This window comes from Aquitalea sp., from assembly GCF_030150775.1.
GTDB classification, from domain to species: domain Bacteria; phylum Pseudomonadota; class Gammaproteobacteria; order Burkholderiales; family Chromobacteriaceae; genus Aquitalea; species Aquitalea denitrificans.
On the sequence record NZ_JASLFG010000008.1, the window covers coordinates 21,156 to 38,895 of the forward strand.

The 17,740-nt window shown below is 58.6% G+C and carries 18 protein-coding genes; 11 read left to right on the top strand and 7 right to left on the bottom strand.

Annotation, left to right across the window (positions count from 1 at the left end; translation table 11 throughout):
• Positions 1-24 precede the first annotated feature (24 nt).
• On the bottom strand, positions 25-2,283 hold the full coding sequence (pflB, locus tag QVF59_RS02935) for a formate C-acetyltransferase (protein ID WP_287877274.1): 2,259 nt from the start codon (positions 2,281-2,283) through the stop codon (positions 25-27).
• A 477-nt stretch (positions 2,284-2,760) separates the two neighbouring features.
• Between pflB and QVF59_RS02940 the strand changes: the two genes are divergently transcribed.
• Positions 2,761-3,399 carry an Ivy family c-type lysozyme inhibitor gene (locus QVF59_RS02940; protein ID WP_287877275.1) on the top strand — a complete coding sequence of 213 codons (639 nt, stop codon included), beginning with the start codon at positions 2,761-2,763 and terminating at the stop codon, positions 3,397-3,399.
• A gap of 15 nt (positions 3,400-3,414) precedes the next feature.
• Here the strand turns inward: QVF59_RS02940 and QVF59_RS02945 are convergent, their stop codons facing one another.
• Positions 3,415-3,963 (bottom strand): hypothetical protein, encoded by a 549-nt coding sequence (locus QVF59_RS02945; RefSeq protein WP_287877276.1) that lies wholly within the window; start codon positions 3,961-3,963, stop codon positions 3,415-3,417.
• 190 nt (positions 3,964-4,153) lie between these two features.
• Between QVF59_RS02945 and QVF59_RS02950 the strand changes: the two genes are divergently transcribed.
• From QVF59_RS02950 to QVF59_RS02975, 6 genes are all read left to right on the top strand, one after another.
• On the top strand, positions 4,154-5,320 hold the full coding sequence (locus tag QVF59_RS02950) for a PQQ-dependent sugar dehydrogenase (RefSeq protein WP_287877277.1): 1,167 nt from the start codon (positions 4,154-4,156) through the stop codon (positions 5,318-5,320).
• Positions 5,321-5,389: 69 nt separating this feature from the next.
• On the top strand, positions 5,390-6,757 hold the full coding sequence (locus QVF59_RS02955) for a deoxyguanosinetriphosphate triphosphohydrolase (protein ID WP_287877279.1): 1,368 nt from the start codon (positions 5,390-5,392) through the stop codon (positions 6,755-6,757).
• 35 nt (positions 6,758-6,792) lie between these two features.
• A complete protein-coding gene (locus QVF59_RS02960) occupies positions 6,793-7,428 on the top strand; it encodes a histidine phosphatase family protein (protein ID WP_287877281.1) in 636 nt (211 codons plus the stop codon).
• A 68-nt stretch (positions 7,429-7,496) separates the two neighbouring features.
• A complete protein-coding gene (gene msrB / locus QVF59_RS02965) occupies positions 7,497-7,895 on the top strand; it encodes a peptide-methionine (R)-S-oxide reductase MsrB (protein WP_287877283.1) in 399 nt (132 codons plus the stop codon).
• A gap of 447 nt (positions 7,896-8,342) precedes the next feature.
• Complete coding sequence (locus tag QVF59_RS02970) at positions 8,343-9,194, top strand: hypothetical protein (protein ID WP_287877285.1); 852 nt, start codon at positions 8,343-8,345, stop codon at positions 9,192-9,194.
• A gap of 32 nt (positions 9,195-9,226) precedes the next feature.
• Positions 9,227-9,445: a hypothetical protein gene (locus QVF59_RS02975; RefSeq protein ID WP_159875943.1), complete on the top strand. Its 219-nt coding sequence runs from the start codon at positions 9,227-9,229 to the stop codon at positions 9,443-9,445.
• Positions 9,446-9,650: 205 nt separating this feature from the next.
• Here the strand turns inward: QVF59_RS02975 and QVF59_RS02980 are convergent, their stop codons facing one another.
• Positions 9,651-10,844 (bottom strand): GGDEF domain-containing protein, encoded by a 1,194-nt coding sequence (locus tag QVF59_RS02980; protein ID WP_287877287.1) that lies wholly within the window; start codon positions 10,842-10,844, stop codon positions 9,651-9,653.
• 63 nt (positions 10,845-10,907) lie between these two features.
• On the opposite strand from QVF59_RS02980, the gene QVF59_RS02985 reads away from it, so the two are divergent.
• From QVF59_RS02985 to QVF59_RS02995, 3 genes are all read left to right on the top strand, one after another.
• Positions 10,908-11,231: a hypothetical protein gene (locus tag QVF59_RS02985; RefSeq protein WP_287877289.1), complete on the top strand. Its 324-nt coding sequence runs from the start codon at positions 10,908-10,910 to the stop codon at positions 11,229-11,231.
• A 222-nt stretch (positions 11,232-11,453) separates the two neighbouring features.
• Positions 11,454-12,161 carry a GTP cyclohydrolase I gene (gene folE, locus QVF59_RS02990; RefSeq protein WP_287877291.1) on the top strand — a complete coding sequence of 236 codons (708 nt, stop codon included), beginning with the start codon at positions 11,454-11,456 and terminating at the stop codon, positions 12,159-12,161.
• Position 12,162: 1 nt separating this feature from the next.
• Entirely contained in the window at positions 12,163-12,588 is a 426-nt protein-coding gene (locus tag QVF59_RS02995; RefSeq protein WP_159875937.1) for a BLUF domain-containing protein, read from the top strand.
• Positions 12,589-12,593: 5 nt separating this feature from the next.
• On the opposite strand, the gene QVF59_RS03000 is transcribed toward QVF59_RS02995, so the two are convergent.
• Both QVF59_RS03000 and QVF59_RS03005 read right to left on the bottom strand, forming a co-directional pair.
• Complete coding sequence (locus QVF59_RS03000; protein WP_287877294.1) at positions 12,594-13,937, bottom strand: HAMP domain-containing sensor histidine kinase; 1,344 nt, start codon at positions 13,935-13,937, stop codon at positions 12,594-12,596.
• 2 nt (positions 13,938-13,939) lie between these two features.
• Positions 13,940-14,626, bottom strand: coding sequence for a response regulator transcription factor (locus tag QVF59_RS03005; RefSeq protein WP_159875933.1), 687 nt, complete (start codon positions 14,624-14,626; stop codon positions 13,940-13,942).
• Positions 14,627-15,189: 563 nt separating this feature from the next.
• On the opposite strand from QVF59_RS03005, the gene QVF59_RS03010 reads away from it, so the two are divergent.
• Positions 15,190-15,909 (top strand): hypothetical protein, encoded by a 720-nt coding sequence (locus QVF59_RS03010; RefSeq protein ID WP_287877297.1) that lies wholly within the window; start codon positions 15,190-15,192, stop codon positions 15,907-15,909.
• A 10-nt stretch (positions 15,910-15,919) separates the two neighbouring features.
• On the opposite strand, the gene QVF59_RS03015 is transcribed toward QVF59_RS03010, so the two are convergent.
• Complete coding sequence (locus QVF59_RS03015) at positions 15,920-16,849, bottom strand: LysR family transcriptional regulator (RefSeq protein ID WP_287877299.1); 930 nt, start codon at positions 16,847-16,849, stop codon at positions 15,920-15,922.
• 77 nt (positions 16,850-16,926) lie between these two features.
• Positions 16,927-17,733, bottom strand: coding sequence for a substrate-binding periplasmic protein (locus QVF59_RS03020; protein ID WP_159875927.1), 807 nt, complete (start codon positions 17,731-17,733; stop codon positions 16,927-16,929).
• Positions 17,734-17,740: the final 7 nt, after the last annotated feature.

The window sequence follows — 17,740 nt, forward strand, 5'->3', positions numbered from 1 at the left end:
GTGGATGGACAAACCGTGACTGGCTTACAGGCTACCGTGGAAGGTACGGTTGATCACATCCAGTTGCTGTTCACGCGTCAGTTTGACGAAGTTCACCGCATAGCCGGACACGCGGATGGTGAGTTGCGGGTACAGTTCTGGATGCTCCATGGCGTCCAGCAGGGTTTCACGGCGGAACACGTTCACATTCACATGGAAACCGCCGGCAGCGGCAAAGCCATCCAGACAATGCGACAAATTGGCAACGCGGTCCTCTGCGGTATGCCCCAGCGCATCCGGCGTTGCCGATGCGGTCCAGCTGATGCCATCCAGCGCGGCGGCATAGGGCAGCTTGGCCACCGAGGCACCGGCAGCAACAAAACCATGCACGTCACGACCGTTCATCGGATTGGCACCCGGTGCAAACGGCTCGCCAGCGCGACGGCCGCACGGGGTGTTACCGGTTTTCTTGCCATACACCACATTGGAAGTGATGGTGAGTACCGACTGGGTGGGCGTGGCATTGCGGTAGAAATACGGCTGGGCCTTGATCTTCTGCATGAAAGTTTCGGTCAGCCACACTGCCATGCTGTCCACCCGGTCGTCGTTATTGCCATAGGCCGGGTAGTCGCCCTCGATACGGTAGTCCACTGCCAGGCCGTCTTCGTTGCGGATGACATGCACGCGGGCATGCTTGATGGCCGACAGCGAATCCGCTGCCACCGACAGCCCGGCAATACCGCAGGCCATGGTGCGCAGGATGTCACGGTCGTGCAGTGCCATTTCGATACGCTCGTATGCGTATTTGTCGTGCATGTAATGGATGCAGTTGAGCGCCTTCACGTAAGTGGCGGCCAGCCAGTCCATCATCTTGTCGAACCTGGCCATCACTGTGTCAAAGTCCAGCACATCATCGGTAATCGGCTCGAAGCCATGTGCCACCACGGCACCGCTCTTTTCATCGCGACCGCCATTGATGGCATACAGCATGGCCTTGGCCAGATTGGCACGGGCACCAAAGAACTGCATTTGCTTGCCGATGCGCATGGCCGACACGCAGCAGGCAATGCCGTAATCGTCGCCCCAGTAGGGCCGCATCAGGTCGTCGTTTTCGTACTGGATGGAGCTGGTATCGATGGACACCTTGGCGCAGAAATCCTTGAAGCCCTGCGGCAGCGCGGTGGACCACAATACGGTGAGGTTGGGCTCCGGTGCCGGCCCCAGGTTGTACAGGGTATTGAGGAAGCGGAAGCTGTTTTTGGTCACCAGCGTGCGGCCATCCTCACCCATGCCGCCAATGGATTCGGTCACCCAGGTGGGGTCGCCGGAGAACAGCTGGTCGTATTCCGGGGTGCGCAGGAAGCGTACGATGCGCAGCTTGATCACCAGATCATCAATCAGCTCCTGTGCCTGTGCTTCGCTCAGGATGCCTGCCGCCAGATCACGCTGGATATAGATGTCGAGGAAGGTGGCAATGCGGCCCAGCGACATGGCGGCACCGTTTTGCTCCTTCACCGCAGCCAGATAGGCAAAGTAGGTCCATTGCACGGCTTCGCGCGCATTCACCGCCGGACGGCTGATGTCGTAGCCGTACTTGGCTGCCATTTCGCGCAGCTCATCCAGCGCACGGAATTGTTCGGACAGCTCTTCACGCTGACGTAGCACGTCTTCGGTGAATACGGCGTCGTCCAGTTCATGGAAGGCTTGCTGGCGTTCCTTGCGCAGGAAATCGGTACCGTACAGGGCGACACGACGGTAATCGCCAATAATGCGGCCACGACCATAGGCATCCGGCAGGCCGGTGATGATGCCGGATTTACGCGCGGCCAGAATTTCCGGGGTATAGGTATCGAACACACCCTGGTTATGGCTCTTGCGGTATTTGCTCCAGACTTCCTTGATCACCGGGTCCAGGGTAAAGCCATAGGCAGCCAGACCGGCTTCCACCATGCGCAAACCACCGTTTGGCATGATGGCACGCTTGAGCGGCGCATCGGTCTGCAGGCCGACAATCAGTTCCAGCTTGGGATCGATATACCCAGCGTCATGCGCCGTGATGGATGTTGCGCGGTCAGCCGAGACATCCAGCACCCCCTTCGCGCGTTCCTGTGTCAGCAACTCCCCCAGCGCCTCCCACAAAGCCTGGGTGCGTTCGGTAGCGGCGGCAAGGAAACTGGCATCGCCAGCATATGGTTGGTAATTGCGCTGGATGAAGTTGCGTACATCGACACGGGTTTGCCAGTCTCCGGCGGCAAAATCCCGCCACGGGTCAGCTTGTACGGCTTGTTGAGCAATCGATTCCATGACTATCTCCTGATTGAAGCCCGAAATTGTTCTCTATGGAAACAATACTACATTCGATATCGAAAATAACAGCTTGATGCAGATCAAACCAGGACCGCACAAAGCGCCCTGACTGCCCAACAGGGAAAATCCAGCCCCCGCCTGAGCGGCAAGGCGTCTGGCACCGCATACGCAGACCTGTTGATAATCAACACCATAGCAGCAAAACAGGCAAAGTGCATGCCGTGCAGGCGCACCTGCCGTCTTTTGCCGCCAAAGCCACAAGCACCGACAGCAACAGCACAACGACCCCGCGCGCAGAATAAGGCCACTCAGTAACGAGCAGGCTAATATGTTCGATTTCAAACATTCATGTTTTTCATAGTGAATGTTAACTACAGGTGATGCGCAAGAATATATGTAGCATTACTACGATAAAAAACAGGAACTCTTGCCGCCCCAGACACTCTGCCATCGTTCACAGTACCAGGAGCCATCATGATCTCGCACAGAAAAGTCATGGCCATGACAGGGCTTTGCCTGCTGACCGCCTGCAGCCAGCAACAAAGCGAACAGGTACAGCAAGCGGCCTCAGCCGCCATCGGCGTAGCCCACAATAGCCTGCAAGCCAGCAGCGCACCGCTTGCCGCACTGCGCCAGCAGGCAAGCAATGTCACGGCCGAAGCCAAGCAGCAGGCGGCAACACTGCTCACGGAGAATCCGGCACTGGGCAATGCCATGGCCATCCTGAAACAGGCATCAGGCAAGGCGGATGGCAAGCAGCAATGGCAGGCGCTGGAAAACAAGGTAGGAAAGTACCCGGCCGACATCGGCCTGTACCAGACCGGCGTGGTGGCGGACGCGTTGCGGCAACTGCTGGGCAGCAAATTTGCCGTGTTCCAGCAGAACATGCAGGTTAGCGGCCCGCTAAGCCGGGACCAGCTGCTCTATGTCAGTGGCAACAAGCCGCACGAAGGCGGCAGCGAGATGGCCTACCTGCTGCTGGACCCAGCCAGCAGGCAGCTGGAAGTCGGCCTCATCGAACAAGGAAAACTGACGGTGTATCGAAGCGGCCCGGCCCTGTATCGCCCGGCGGAAATCACCACCATGCTGAGCAATATCGATGGTCAGCCCTGAGAACAACCGGCAGCGCTAGCGCGCCAGCCCGCGAGGCCACAGCCGGCCAGTGTGCTGCATATACTGGCGATAGGCATCACCCAGCCACTGCAGCAACAGCCCTTCCTCCCGCCTTACGCTGCGTCCATAGCTGAACAGCAGGGCAAGCACACCGCCACTGCCCGCCAAGCCATCCTGCACCAGCAGGAACTGGGCCAGTGCCGCCAGCCACAGGGCCGCATACAGCGGATGGCGAATACGCTGATAAACCCCGCCCGGCCATGGCTTGCGCTGCGCATTGCCCAACAGCACATCATGCTGACTACGCCAGAACAGCCAGCATGCATACGCCAGCATCAGGCAGCCCACCGGCCCGGCCAGCGGTGACAGGGCCAGCGAAAACCGGTGCGGCCAGCCCGGAAACGAGGCCAGCAAGGGCAGGATCACCATGCCAAGCAGCACAGGCCAGCGCAGGATGCACTGCCCCACCAGCAGGTGACTACTACGCCGCAGCAATGGCCGGTAAGCAAACCGCGTCAGCACCATTACCCCCACTCCGCATAGCTGAATGATTGCCCACAGCATGACATCACCTCGCTCATTTGTTAATGACAATCATTATCATTTACATGCACAATCATCGCAAGCAGATTTTATCGGCTCAAGCCCCCCACCAACCCTGAGCTGATCGCACGGCAAGGGCGACTTTCCGGCAGGCCCTTGCTATTGTTGCTGGCAGCATCCGGCTTGTGCCGGTACTTCCCGGAGAAAACGCATGCATGTCCGTCACCTGCTTATCCTTGCCTGCCTGATGCTGCCCCTGTCGGCGCAAGCTGCCGAACGCTGCCCTCAGGCTGCACCACCCGGCATGCACGTCCTGCCCGGCCTGTGCGCCGAAATCATTGCCAGCGGCCTGAAAATGCCGCGTGGACTTGCCATCCTGCCGGACGGCAAGCTGCTGCTGACCGAAATGACACGCTGGGATGCCCCGCAAGGCCGTCTGCTGCAACTGGAACGCAAGAACGGCAGCTGGCAGCAGACTGTGCTGCTAACAGGGCTGGACCGTCCGCACGGCGTGGCGCAAGGACCGGATGGCAAGATTTACGTGGGAGAAGTGGGACGCATCATCCGCTTTGACCTGGCAGCGCCACAACAACGCGAAACCGTCATCAGCCTGCCAGCGCGCCAGCGTCATCCGCTCACTACCTTTGCCCTGGCCGCCAATGGCGATCTCTACGTCAATATCGGCAGCTCATCCGACAATTGCGAAAACGCATCGCCAGCCGAGCAGGCAAGCGGACACTGCCCCGAGAGTGAGCAGGACCTGGCCGGCGTGGTGTGGCGCTATCACATCGATAACAATGGCAAGGTCAGCGATATGGGGGTATTTGCCCGCGGCCTGCGCAACAGCATGGCACTGGGCGTGCATCCGCGCAGTGGCATCCTGCTGCAGGCAGAAAACAGCCGCGACGCCATCCAACTGAAACTGCAGTTGCCCAACGACAATGAACTGCCACACGACGAGCTGAATCTGCTGCAAGCCGGCAAGCACTATGGCTGGCCCTTTTGCTACGACAAACAGGTGGCGGCACCGGAGTTTCCCGCCTACGACTGCAGTCAAACCATCGCCCCCTACCGCCTGTTACCCGCACATGCCGCACCATTGGGACTGACCTGGTGGCTGGGGCCCAAGGCCGCGCCACGCTTTGCCGGCTGGCTGATTGTCGGATTTCATGGTTATCGCCAGCATGGCCACCGCCTGATGGCCTATCCGACCGACCGCCAGGGCCTGCCCACTGGCCAGGGGCTGGAACTGATCAGCAACTGGAAAGACAGCAAAGGCCCCGGCGGCCCGGTAGAAATCCGCGCCGGTGCCGACGGCGCACTCTACATTACCGAAGACCGCCACGGCCAGTTGATCCGCCTGTATGCCCTGCGCTGAGCGGCAAGCTGCTTTTCCCCGGGCGGCAAAGCCCATATCATCGCTACATCCAACCTGCCACGGCCTGCCATGACCCAGCACCAGCAACAACAATGGACTGCCCTGCTCTCCACCCAGCGCTTCAAGGTGGTACAAGGGGAAATCAAGCCCACCCGCACCCCGGCTACCGATGAAGGCAGTGCCGGACTGCGCAGCGACTTCCACATCGACCATGACCGGGTAGTGTTTTCCAGCGCCTTCCGCCGCCTGGGCCGCAAGACCCAGGTACATCCGCTGGCCCAGAACGACCACACCCACAACCGGCTGACGCACAGCGTGGAAGTGGCCAGTGTCGGCCGCAGTCTGGGCAACCGGGTTGGCGTGATGATGCAGCACGCCGGCGTCATGCCTGCGGGCTACAGCCCCTTTGATATTGGTGCGGTGGTGCAGGTAGCCTGCCTGGCACACGACATCGGCAACCCGCCGTTTGGCCATACCGGCGAAGATGCACTGCGCGACTGGTTCCGCGATGCACGCAACGCCCATTTCCTGCACACGCTGGATGCCGCCCAGCTCCGCGATGTGCAGACCTACGAAGGCAACGCCCACGGCCTGCGCATGCTGGCCACGCTGGAAATGTACAACCATGAAGGCGGCATGCGCCTGACTGCCGCGGCACTGGGTGCGCTGATCAAATACCCATGGACATCCGACGCACCCAAGGCACTGGTGCGCGACAAGTTCAATATCTACCGTACCGAGCTGGCCTATTTCGAGCGCATTGCCACCGAGCTGCAATTACCGCGCAAGGGCGAACTGGAATGGAGCCGCCATCCGCTGTCTTACCTGATGGAAGCGGCCGACGATATCTGCTACGCCATTCTGGACCTGGAAGATGCGGTGGAAATCGGCATTCTGGACGTACACGAATTCGAAGGCCTGTTTGCCCGCTTCACCGAATACGAAAAGGTGTGGAACCTGCACGACGTGAAGCAGAAATGCGCCACCTTGCGCGGCATCGCCATTGGCCGCTGCGTGGCCGAAGTGGCGCAAAAATTCATGCTGCACCACAACGCCCTTCTTGCTGGCGAATTTCCGGCCAAGGACCTGATCAACCTGACGGATGCCGAGGTACAGGAAGCACTGATTCAGGCCAAGGAACTGGCCAGCAACAAGGTATACCGCCACCGCACCAAACTGGTTACCGAACTGGCCTCCTACCCCTGCATTGCGGCCATCCTGGACGTGCTCATCCCTGCCGTGCACGCCTTGGTCACCCGTGGTGCAGAACAGCTGACCCCGCGCCAACACCTGGCCATGGGGCTGCTGGAGCAACACATCAAGCCAGAAGACAGCCTGTATCAGGCCTATATGAAAGTACTGGATTTCGTAGGGGGCATGACCGACAACTACGCCGCCAACCTGGCGCGTGAAATCTCTGGTGTCGGCATACTGTAATCCCGCTTCAACCGCTCAACCATCCGGAAACACCCATGCCCATCACCCGTTTTTGCCTGATCCGCCACGGTGAAACCGACTGGAACCGCGAGCGCCGCCTGCAAGGCCATCTGGATATCCCGCTCAATGCGCGCGGCTTGCAGCAGGCCGAACAGCTGGCCGCCGCACTTGGCAGACAGCAACTGCAGTTTGCCGCGCTGCATGTCAGCGAGTTGACCCGCGCCCGCCAGACCGCCAGCGCCATCAGCCGCCAGTTGGGCCTGCCGCTGCAAACCCACCCCGCGCTAAAAGAACGGCATTATGGGGCCTTCCAGGGGCGCACCTTCGACGAAGCACGCGAGCATATCCCGCACATTTACCGGCTGCACCAGGAGCGAGACCTGCATTTTGACCTGCAAGGCGGCGAAAGCCTGCACGCCTTCAGTCAGCGCATCATGCACTGCATGCAGCAACTAGCGGAGCAACATCCGGGGGAGCAGATTCTGGTGGTCAGCCATGGCGGCGTGCTGGAGATGGTGCACCGCACCGCCAGTGGTCAGGGACTGAACGGCGCACGCAACTTTCCCATCCCCAATGCAGCACTCAACTGGGTCAGCTATCGAGATGGCTGCTGGGAAATTGAAAAATGGGCCGACGAGACCCATCTGGACAGCAGCCTGGACGAACTGTAAGCCTGCCACGCGTCAGATCAAGCCAGCAGCCACGACCAACAGCCACAGCCCCACCTCAAGGAATGGCCATGAACGACCCGAAATCCATCAGCGATGCCGACTGGCGTACCCGGCTCAGCCCGGAACAATACCGTGTCGCCCGCCAGGGCGGCACCGAACGCCCGTTCAGCGGCGAACATTACCTGCGCACCGAGCGCGGTGACTATTACTGCATTTGCTGTGGCAGCCTGTTGTTCCACTCCGATACCAAGTTTGATGCAGGCTGCGGCTGGCCCAGCTTCTGGGCCGAAGCTGCCGGTGAACGCATTACCCGCCTGCGCGATACATCACACGGCATGCTGCGCGTAGAGGTGCGTTGCACAAACTGCGATGCCCATCTGGGCCATGTATTCCCGGATGGCCCGGAACCCACCGGCGAGCGTTACTGCATCAACTCCGTCTGCCTGAGTTTCAAACCAGCCGACTGAGCCACAGCTGCTGTAGGGACGCTAAATTATTGAAGTTAATAACTTTACACTTGTAGATTAGATTTGCACCAGCATTGGGCACCCCGAGAGGGCGTGCCCATTTTTTTTGCCGCTTCCCCGCTATTGCAGCTCCCTAAAAACACAGGCAGAAACAAATCTGCTGATGTGTTTTGCCAAAAATCGTCCAGGATGCGACAGATGATTTGCTACGCGTACACTGGCCATGTGGCCATGCTTCCCCGCCCTTAGCCCGGACTGTCCCGCTTTTATTTTCAATGTGAAATTAATAAAGCAATATCAAGCCAACATTAATTATTAGTATTACTCAAAATATCTTCTCACCCGATCTCCCCTGCACATATCCCCAAAACCAAAACCCTGCTTAATGCCAGCTCAGGTTATTTCATGCAAAATATTCAGCATAGGTAAGTTTACTAAGTAAAAAGCATGTTGTTCCCGACATCAGACAAACCTAGCCTGAACAAGCCGCAAGATAAATACCGGCAAAAAGTCTTCTCACCATGCACGAAGGGAATAGTCATGCTTGCCATTTCAGACCGCCTCAACTTCATTAATAATCTACAACTACCCGCCAGCAATTTGACCTTACAGTCCAATCTATTGGCAAACACCACCACTCCACCACCCGACGATAGCAAAGGAGGTTATGTCGTAGATGGCAGTCTGGTTTCATTTGTGGCAGGCCTGGACAGCCAGAACAAATCGGACGTATTGAATTCCACATTACTTGCCCAGCTGGCAGCCAACAAAAAATATGACCGGGAGGTACAAACCCAGGATTGGTATAAATATTATCAAAGTGTGCTGGAACCACTAGGCTGGGTAATCCAGGCCTTTAATTTTGACAAATACAATGCCGCTGGTGATTCATTTGAAATGAACAAAGCAGTGATTGAAATATTGAAAGCGATTGCATCGGAAGATGAGGCCGCTGTCTCGCAGGCGACGATTGATGCCTTGGGTGCACTCGATAGCGGCAGTCATGGCCTGGTATTATGGAATAGCTCCAGCAGCAGCGTTACCGCTGGTAATTTCCAGATTGCTCCTTGCGGCTTGTCAAATGGTTCGGTGGTCATGAAAAACGCATCCTTCTACTTCAACACTACCGAATCAACCACCGGTTTTCTCTGGTTTACCTACTCCACATCCAAAATGTCTTTATACAAATCCACCAATACCATGACGTTGGATGGCGACATTTACACCAAAGTCAGACAAGCCGTTATCGACAAACTGGGAGACAAGGCCATTCAGTTTGTTGCAGACCTGGATATTTAACGTTTATTACTCGCTGCACAGAAAGGCAGAAAATGAACGAAATCATCGATGCAGGTCAGCACTGGCCAATGCAAAACCCCAAAGTTGCCCAACAACAAATCCGCGTTACCATGGCGGGGCAAAATGGACTAACCGCGGTGAGCAGTGGGCATCACCGTATCGGCCAGGCCGTTGTCAATGGCAACGTCTATCAGATTCAACTGCCCGGGCTGCAAGGTGGTGGCCTGGATGCGGAGTTTACCCGACAATAAAATTTACCACTCAAAAGAAAAGCCGCATTCTGCGGCTTTTCTTTTGTCAATACGATGCTACGGCCTGTGGCTTGGCTGTGTTCTGGTAAGAATCCTAGCGACAGCAAGATCTTTCAATGGTTTTGCCGGGAAAACAATTTTTCCGGAACACGGTGTCGCTTCCACTGCGATGCCAGCCCACACTGACTTTACACTCCGACATCGCTCAACCCGCCACTGCCGCCGGCACTACACCAACAGGGCTGACATGGACCCGATTGCGACCATTGTTCTTTGCCTCATACAAAGCCTGGTCGGCACGACGGCATAGCTGATCAAAACTTTCGCCACCATGCCAGTCCGCCACGCCAATGCTGATGCTGTAGCGGCAATCGCCAAAACTGCTGCTGACCAGATGCTGCTGGGCATGTAGTCTCAGCCGCTCGGCCACCTGCCATCCAGCCTCCACGGTGGCATCGGGTAACAGAATGGCAAATTCTTCTCCACCCAGCCGGCCCAGGGTGTCCTGCCCGCGCAGATGCCCATGCACCATGTCAGCGAAAGCCCGTAGTACTTCATCGCCAGCGGCATGGCCAAATGTGTCGTTGATGGTTTTGAAGTGATCCAGATCGATCAACAGCAGCGTCAATGGCTGATGTGATGCCGCCGCGTGCAGTATCTGCTGCTGACCGATGGTGAAAAGGTGTTTGCGTGACAGTGCGCCGGTCATGAAATCACGATTGGCAGCATTCTCGGCCTCCGTTTGCAAGGACTCGTGCAGCATCAGTACGGCAGACATCGACAGGGCAGGCATGATGGCAGCGCCCAGGCACAGCAGCACGATATTCCAGCCGCTGGCCAGCATGATGCTGGTAGGTGCCGGGTGCAGTGTGTAGAAGTAGATGCTGCGCGCCAGTTGTGACAAGGCAAAGATACAGGCCAGCCCGGTAAGCAAGCGATAATGCACGCTGCTGCGCCGACCACGATAATGTTTCAGCATCAGCCAGGCGGTAGCGGTACACACCACGGCACTGTAAGCGGAAATGGCCATCACCCGCATGGGCAGGCTGTTGTCCCCGTAGCGCCAGTAGCTTACCGCCAGCACCTGCAGCAGCGCACCACCCAGCAGCCAGTTCCAGCGTGGTGGCTGGCCAAGAAAATGGGCACAGCCGGCATAGTACAGGGCTACAGACAAAGCCAGGATGCCATTGGCGGCCACAATGGAAATACTGTCGGGCACTATCCCGCGCAAACCCAGCAAGGGCAGATAAACCACGACGGCAAGATTGGCTAGCAACCACTGCCGCACGCCGGGCAGGCCGCTGCGCCGCAGCGAAGCCAGCGCCATGCACAGCGCCAGACTCAGCAATTCGGTGGTCAGGAAGATCGGGGCCAGAACCAGTACGGGGTCGATAGTCATGATGGGTATCAATACCGGCTTGAGCAGCCGGGAAGCCCGCCTTGCAAACGGACAGGGCCTGATTTGCAAGATGCAATTCAGCTTTATACCAAAAATGACAGCCGACATCAGCATTTAAAACAATTATTCACATTAGGCACGGCAACAGGCACAATCGCTGCAGTTTCCACTCTGTCCGGCCACATCATGCCCGCTACCGGAAAAGCCCCCCAACCCCTCCGGCAATGCCTGGACTGCCGCCACTACCATATCAGCCATGATGCCCGCTTTCCTTACGCCTGCACTGCCCTAAAAATCAAGAGCAAGCGCCAGCCCTGTCTGGATGTGCTGGAAGCATCTGGCCAGCCCTGCCTTTACCGGCAGCAGAAAACCGGGCGGCAGTCTTGAAAGCCAGCGCCGGCGTCACCATTTAGCAAGGTTGATTGCGGTTTTCCTTTTCCCTGCCCCAGCGGCGCATTACCATGCAGGACAGGAATTCCAGCGGCAGCAGACCAGTGGAGTTTGCCACACACACGTCACGGATAAACAGCGGCTGGCAGGACCACTCCCACGGGCAAGCACCCGCGCCAGGGCCATGCCAGTCCATCGAAGATAAAGGCCAAAGCCACCATGAGCAAAACGGATAACAACGCCATGAGCACCGATAGCGTGTCCTCCCGCATACGCTACCGCCTGCAGAATGCCGGCGTGCGCTTTCACGCCAATGACAATATTGCCGATTTCATCGAGGGCGATGAGCTGGACTTGCTGCAACAGGAAGTGGCAGCCAAGATGCAAGGGGTGCTGGAAAGCCTGGTCATCGACACGGTTAACGACCACAACACGCAGGACACGGCACGGCGCGTTGCCAAGATGTTCGTGCGCGAGGTGTTTCGTGGCCGTTATGTTGCCAGCCCGCCCAATACCGAATTCCCGAATATCGAACAGCTGAACGAATTGATGATCGTCGGCCCCATCACGGTACGCAGTGCCTGCTCCCACCATCTGTGTCCCATCATGGGCCGGGTTTGGGTCGGGGTAATGCCGAATGAGCATTCCAACCTGATTGGCCTGTCCAAATACGCGCGCCTGATCGACTGGATCATGACCCGTCCGCAAATCCAGGAAGAAGCGGTGATGCAGATTGCTGACCTGCTGATGGACAAGCTACAACCGGATGGCCTGGCCATCGTCATGGAGGCAGATCATTTCTGCATGCACTGGCGCGGCGTGAAGGACAACAATTCGAAAATGACCAATAGCGTGATGCGCGGTTCTTTCCTGCGCGACGCCAATCTGCGCCGGGAATTCCTGTCGCTGATGCACAGAGGAAACTGACATGCTCGTTCGCCTGATTTACGCCAGCCGCAGCGCCACCCCAATCACCAGCGAACTGGTGCGGCTGATTCTGGATGCCGCCCATCAACACAACCCCGAGCGCGGCATCACCGGCGTGCTGTGCTATGGCGATGGTGTTTTCGTACAGGCACTGGAAGGTGGACGCGCCGAAGTCAATGCGCTGTATCAGACCATTTGCCGTGACAACCGGCATTGCGACGTTACCTTGCTTAGCTACGAGGAAGTCGAGCAGCGCGAGTTTGCCTGCTGGTCGATGGCACAGGCACCGCTAGACAAGAAAAATGCCGCACTACTGCTGCGGCACTCTTCCAGCCCGGTGCTGGACCCCTTCCGCCTGAGCGGCAAGACCACCTGCCGCCTGCTCAGCGAACTGGGTAGTTCCGGCGGCCTGCGCTCCAAGAACTAGCAAGGCTAGGCCGTAGCCAATGGCAGGGTGATGCTGACACGCAGCCCGCCCTGCGGCAGATTACTTGCCTTGATGCGGCCATGGTGGGTCTGCACGATGCGGTGTGCCATGGCCAGGCCCAGACCGTAGCCACCCGGCTGGCTGTTCTGTTCGCTGCGGAAGAAGGGCTCGAAGATGGTTTCCAGCTCATGCTCCGGCACACCGGGGCCGCAATCGCACACTTCGATGGTGACATCCGTAACAGAACGCACCACCGCCAGCGACACCGCACTGCCCTTGCGCGTATGGTGGATGGCATTGCGCACCACGTTTTCCAGCGCCCGCGACAACAGCTCCGGCTGCATCATAACTTCGGCCATATCGGTCTGCAGCAGCAGAATGCTGCAGTCATTGGCCTCAGCCTCGAATTCGGCGTCGGGAATCAGCTCTTCCAGCAATACATCGATCGCCAGCCGCTCCGGCGGATGCTGTGCACCTTCGGCATCCAGCCGGGCCAGCGCCAGCACCTCGCCCACCAGCGTATCCATGCGACCGGACTCACGTTCGATACGTCCCAGCCACTCATCCAGACGATCTGGCTGCTGTCGCGCCAGATCGACTGCCGCATTCAGCCGGGCCAGCGGCGAGCGCAGTTCGTGCGATACATCGTGAAACAAACGGCGCTGGCCCACGATCAACTGCTTCAGCCTTTGCGCCAGGCTGTCGAAGTCACGTCCAAGATCGGCCAGTTCATCGCGGCGTCCACCAATGCGGCTGGCCAGATTGACATCCATATTGCCCTTGGCTACCGACTGGAATGCTTCGCTCATCAGGTGGATGGGCTTGGACAGATAGCGCGCAAGAATGGCACCAAACAACAGGCTGCCCAGCAAAGCCCCCACCACGGGAATCAGCGGAATCGGTCCCGGATCATCCGGGCCACCATGCCCCGGACCACCCGGACCACCCGGCCCTCCGGGCAGGCCTGGCGGCGGCCCCGGCGGTAGCAACACCAACCGGTAATGCGTGCCATCCGGCAGGCTTACCTCCCGCGTGGGTCGGTGGGCGAGCAGCTCTGCTGCCGGTGCGGCACGATCCAGCAACTCATGCCCATGATCGTCCAGTATGTACAGATAATCGCGCCCGCGCGAACTCATGCCTTCCAGCTGTTTGCGCAAACCGGCACTACCTTCATGACGCAGCAAGCTGGCCGCCAAGTCCAGCACCGTACCGTCCATGGGGTGGCGTTGCTCGACAGCGGCGGCCGTCTCGTTACGGTGCTTGATCCAGAATACCGCCCCCACCCCGACCACGGTGCAGATCTGCGCCAGCCACAGAATGAGAAACAGCTTCCAGAACAAACGTCCCATGCTCAGGCCTTGATGAACTGGTAACCGCGACGTACCACGGTCTGGATGCAGATACGGCCCGGAGCCACCCGCGACAGCTTCTGCCGGATGCTGCTCATGTGTACATCCACGCTGCGGTCAAAACGGGCCAGCGGACGGCCCAAAGCCTGCTTGGACAGCACATCCTTGCCCACCGGCTGACCGGCATGGCGCACCAGCAGTTCCAGCAGGCTGTATTCGGTACTGGTCAGCTCCAGCAGGTCTTCACCCCACTGGGCACGGCGCTCGCCCGGCCACATGGTCAGCGGGCCTTCGCGCAGGACGTCAGTTTCATGCGCCGGCTGCGGCTGATTGCCAGTGCGGCGCAGGATGGCACGGATGCGTGCCAGCAGCTCGCGCGGTGTGCATGGTTTGGGTACGTAGTCATCGGCACCCAGCTCCAGACCCAGCACTCGGTCGGTATCGTCACCACGGGCCGTCAGCATCAGCACCGGCAGCATGCTGTGTTCGCGCACACGCCGCAGCACTTCTACCCCGCTAAGCCCAGGCATCATGACGTCCAGCACCATCAGGTCGAACTGACCGGACAGTGCTTGTACCACGGCGCTGGTACCATCACTTACTTTCTGTACCAGGCAGGACTCTCGCTCCAGGTAGCTGCCCAGCATGTCGGCCAATTCAATATCGTCATCAACCAGCAGTATTCTCATTTTCCATCCTGATTTATTGCATTACCCCCCTCTCCCGGGGGCTGTCGGCAGACATAATCCACATCGCAGCCTGTTGCGGGTGAAGTTTTACTGCCATTTACACTGATTTATAGCGCTTTACCGGTCGCTAACCGTTTTTAACGGATCAGCCGCGCATGATGGCAAGCGGTAGCCGCCTGCCCGCTTGCCCCGGGTCCCTCTCTCATTCGGGCGGCTGCCATCAGCACCAGGCGGCAAAAATTGCCTGACGGTAATCAAAGAGTGGTGACAAGCCACTGTCTGCAATGAATATTTACAATTTTGCAACGGCAGCATATTGCCGACGGCGGCAATTTTTTCCAGCACGTGCAACAGGCTACAAGCCAAAGCAGGCAACACCTTAGCAGAGCACGGGAATTTTTCCGCGCCTCACGACAATCGCTAACATTTTCTAACATGTTTTTACATTTAAGCCGTAACTTACTGGCCTGAAACTTGCCTTGCAGCAGCATCGCGCCTGTCGCCGGCCGCAGCACTCATCGCGACACCGCACCGCTCACTTGCAAGCATCAGGAGCCGTCATCATGAGCATTTCAGGCATTAGCAGCAGCACATCCATTTACGGCAGCCTGCTCGGCAGCAGCCAGACCAGTACGACATCAAGCAGCAGTGATGTCCGCCATCACGGCAAGCACCGTGGTGGCAATGATGCCTTCATGCAAAGCGTGGAACAGGCATTAAGCCAACTGGGTATTTCATTGCAACCGCCATCGTCCAGCAGTAGCAGCAACAGCACGGGCAACAGCAGCAATGGCTCGCTTGCCGGCATGCCGCCACCGCCGCCACCGCCGCCAGATGGCGACGGTGACAGCGATGACAGCCTGAGCAGTACCGGCAGTACGCAAAACCCGATGCAGGCCATGCACACTTTCATGCACGACCTGTTTGCCGCGCTGAAGTCCTCCAGTACGTCTGCCAGCACCTCAGATAGCAGCAGCGACAGCAGTACCAGCGCCTACGGCAATACCGAAAGCCAGCTGCAAAGCCTGATCCAGCAGCTGTCCAGCTCCTCTGGCAGCACCAGCAGCTCCAGTGCGCTCAGCACCCTGCAAAGCGATTTCAACAATCTGCTCAGCAGTGTCCAGCAGGCCAATGGCAGCAGCGCCAGCGACAGTGCTACGTCCGGCAGCAACACCTCGGCCAATCTGCAATCTTTCCTGAGCGCCCTGCTGCAAAACCTGCAGCACAGCCAGAGCAATAGCTACACCAGCTCGGTGGGCAGCCTGCTAAGTACGCAAGGTTGAGTTTTATGGATCAGGCCTGATCCAACGCGGACTGCAGCGGTGCCAGCACGTGCTGCTGCAGTCGCAGCTGCAGGAATTCGCGCAGGCGTACAACCAGTGGCGACAGCATCATGCGATGCGGGCAGACCAGATACAGCGGTGCACGCTCGGTCTGGTAATCCGTCAGCAAGGGTAGCAAGCGGCCGGCACGCACATCGTCCAGCACATCCAGCCGGGATTTGTAGGCTATCCCCTGTCCATCTACCGCCCAGCGCCGGACGATTTCACCATCGTCGCTATTGCGGCGTCCGCTCACCATTACCGTGCTCCACTCGCCTTGCCGGACAAAACGCCAGCGTTCATGCAGCGCATCCCCCAGCACCAGCCGCAGGCAGGCATGGGCAGCAAGATCTTCCGGCTGCCCAGGCCAGCCATGCCGCGCCAGATAGGACGGGGCAGCACACAGTAGACGCCGGTTATCCGGCAACATGGGCAGGGCCACCAGGCTGGAATCCTCTGGCACACCGTAGCGCAGGGCCACATCCACCGGCATGCGGTACAAATCAGCCAAGCGGTCGCTGATATGCAGTTGCAGCCGTACACCCGGATGCTCATCCAGAAACACATCCAGCCAGGGACGCAGCAATTGCCTGCCAATATCGGAGGGCATGGACAGGCTGAGCTGCCCCTGCAGCGTCTGGCGACCGGCAGCCAGCGCCTGCGCACCGGCCTGTAAGGCATCCAGCGCAGTTCGGGCATGCTCCAGATAGCGCTCGCCATCGGCGGTCAGGCGCAAGCTGCGGGTAGAGCGAACCAGCAGATGGGTACCCAGTTCGCTTTCCAGCCGCTTCAGTGCGGCACTAGCCACCGCAGGGCTGATGTCCAGCGCGCGCGCAGCGGCTGACAGGCTGCCCAGCTGTGCGGTATGCAGCAGGATTTGTACGTCTTCCAGCCGGACCATGCTTTCTCCTGCGACAGTCGTCGTATCCGGTAAGAACAAATGTGGAAACAAAGGTACAGCCAGCCGCCACCTGCGGCTCAGGGCAGAAAGGGCTTCATATTGTACTTGCGTACCAGTTGCTGATACGCCGGGCTTTGCCTGAAGCTGCCCAAGGTGCCGACATAGGCATCAATCCGCTGCGCAGACATGGCCTTGCGCGAGAACCCAAGGTAGAAATCGCCAATCAGCCAGCGCGGCTCGCGCAGGGCAACTACCTGGGATTGCAGCTCCGGCATCTGCGCATCCAGCGACTGCAAGGAAGTACCATAGGCCACCGCGATATCGATACGCCCGGCCAGCAGCTTGGAAAACACCTCTTCCTTGGAGCTGGCCGTCATGTCGATCTGCCAGCATTCACGCATCGCCTGCTGCACGATGTCGCCGTAAAAGTAGTTACTGGCTGCCGCAATGTGATAACCCGCATAACTGCAAGGCTTGGTGGTATCGGGAAAATGCTGACGCTGGGAACGCCGCACAAACAGGCCGGCGAACTGACGATGTTGAATGGCAGCCGGCAGAAACACGGCATAGGCATCACGCTCCGGCGTACGCGCCAGATAGCTGAGCGCATCCACCCGGCCCAGTTGCAGACTGCGCAGGGCACGCTGCCAAGGCATGGGCTTGTACACTACATGCCAACCCAGCCGGGCTGCAACCTGATCAATCACTTCCAGATGAAAGCCACCGTGCGTCTTGCCATCCCCTTGCACATACTCAAAGGGATGGTTGTCGGACTCTTCCACCGCAACGGTAAAATCCTGCGCCGCCACGGATTGCCACAGGCAGAGCCCTGCCAGCAGCAACAGCCACCGGCCAGATGCCAGGCCGGTCTTTGCTTGCGTCATGAATGCC

What these genes read in the sequence shown, in the direction of transcription:
- pflB (WP_287877274.1), bottom strand. Translation starts at nt 2,283, where the DNA reads ATGGAATCGATTGCTCAACAAGCCGTACAAGCTGACCCGTGGCGGGAT.
- msrB (WP_287877283.1), top strand. Translation starts at nt 7,497, where the DNA reads ATGAACGACCCGAAATCCATCAGCGATGCCGACTGGCGTACCCGGCTC.
- folE (WP_287877291.1), top strand. Translation starts at nt 11,454, where the DNA reads ATGAGCAAAACGGATAACAACGCCATGAGCACCGATAGCGTGTCCTCC.
- QVF59_RS02940 (WP_287877275.1), top strand. Translation starts at nt 2,761, where the DNA reads ATGATCTCGCACAGAAAAGTCATGGCCATGACAGGGCTTTGCCTGCTG.
- QVF59_RS03000 (WP_287877294.1), bottom strand. Translation starts at nt 13,937, where the DNA reads ATGGGACGTTTGTTCTGGAAGCTGTTTCTCATTCTGTGGCTGGCGCAG.
- QVF59_RS02955 (WP_287877279.1), top strand. Translation starts at nt 5,390, where the DNA reads ATGACCCAGCACCAGCAACAACAATGGACTGCCCTGCTCTCCACCCAG.
- QVF59_RS02995 (WP_159875937.1), top strand. Translation starts at nt 12,163, where the DNA reads ATGCTCGTTCGCCTGATTTACGCCAGCCGCAGCGCCACCCCAATCACC.
- QVF59_RS02975 (WP_159875943.1), top strand. Translation starts at nt 9,227, where the DNA reads ATGAACGAAATCATCGATGCAGGTCAGCACTGGCCAATGCAAAACCCC.
- QVF59_RS03010 (WP_287877297.1), top strand. Translation starts at nt 15,190, where the DNA reads ATGAGCATTTCAGGCATTAGCAGCAGCACATCCATTTACGGCAGCCTG.
- QVF59_RS02945 (WP_287877276.1), bottom strand. Translation starts at nt 3,963, where the DNA reads ATGCTGTGGGCAATCATTCAGCTATGCGGAGTGGGGGTAATGGTGCTG.
- QVF59_RS03020 (WP_159875927.1), bottom strand. Translation starts at nt 17,733, where the DNA reads ATGACGCAAGCAAAGACCGGCCTGGCATCTGGCCGGTGGCTGTTGCTG.
- QVF59_RS02950 (WP_287877277.1), top strand. Translation starts at nt 4,154, where the DNA reads ATGCATGTCCGTCACCTGCTTATCCTTGCCTGCCTGATGCTGCCCCTG.
- QVF59_RS02960 (WP_287877281.1), top strand. Translation starts at nt 6,793, where the DNA reads ATGCCCATCACCCGTTTTTGCCTGATCCGCCACGGTGAAACCGACTGG.
- QVF59_RS02970 (WP_287877285.1), top strand. Translation starts at nt 8,343, where the DNA reads ATGTTGTTCCCGACATCAGACAAACCTAGCCTGAACAAGCCGCAAGAT.
- QVF59_RS02980 (WP_287877287.1), bottom strand. Translation starts at nt 10,844, where the DNA reads ATGACTATCGACCCCGTACTGGTTCTGGCCCCGATCTTCCTGACCACC.
- QVF59_RS03005 (WP_159875933.1), bottom strand. Translation starts at nt 14,626, where the DNA reads ATGAGAATACTGCTGGTTGATGACGATATTGAATTGGCCGACATGCTG.
- QVF59_RS03015 (WP_287877299.1), bottom strand. Translation starts at nt 16,849, where the DNA reads ATGGTCCGGCTGGAAGACGTACAAATCCTGCTGCATACCGCACAGCTG.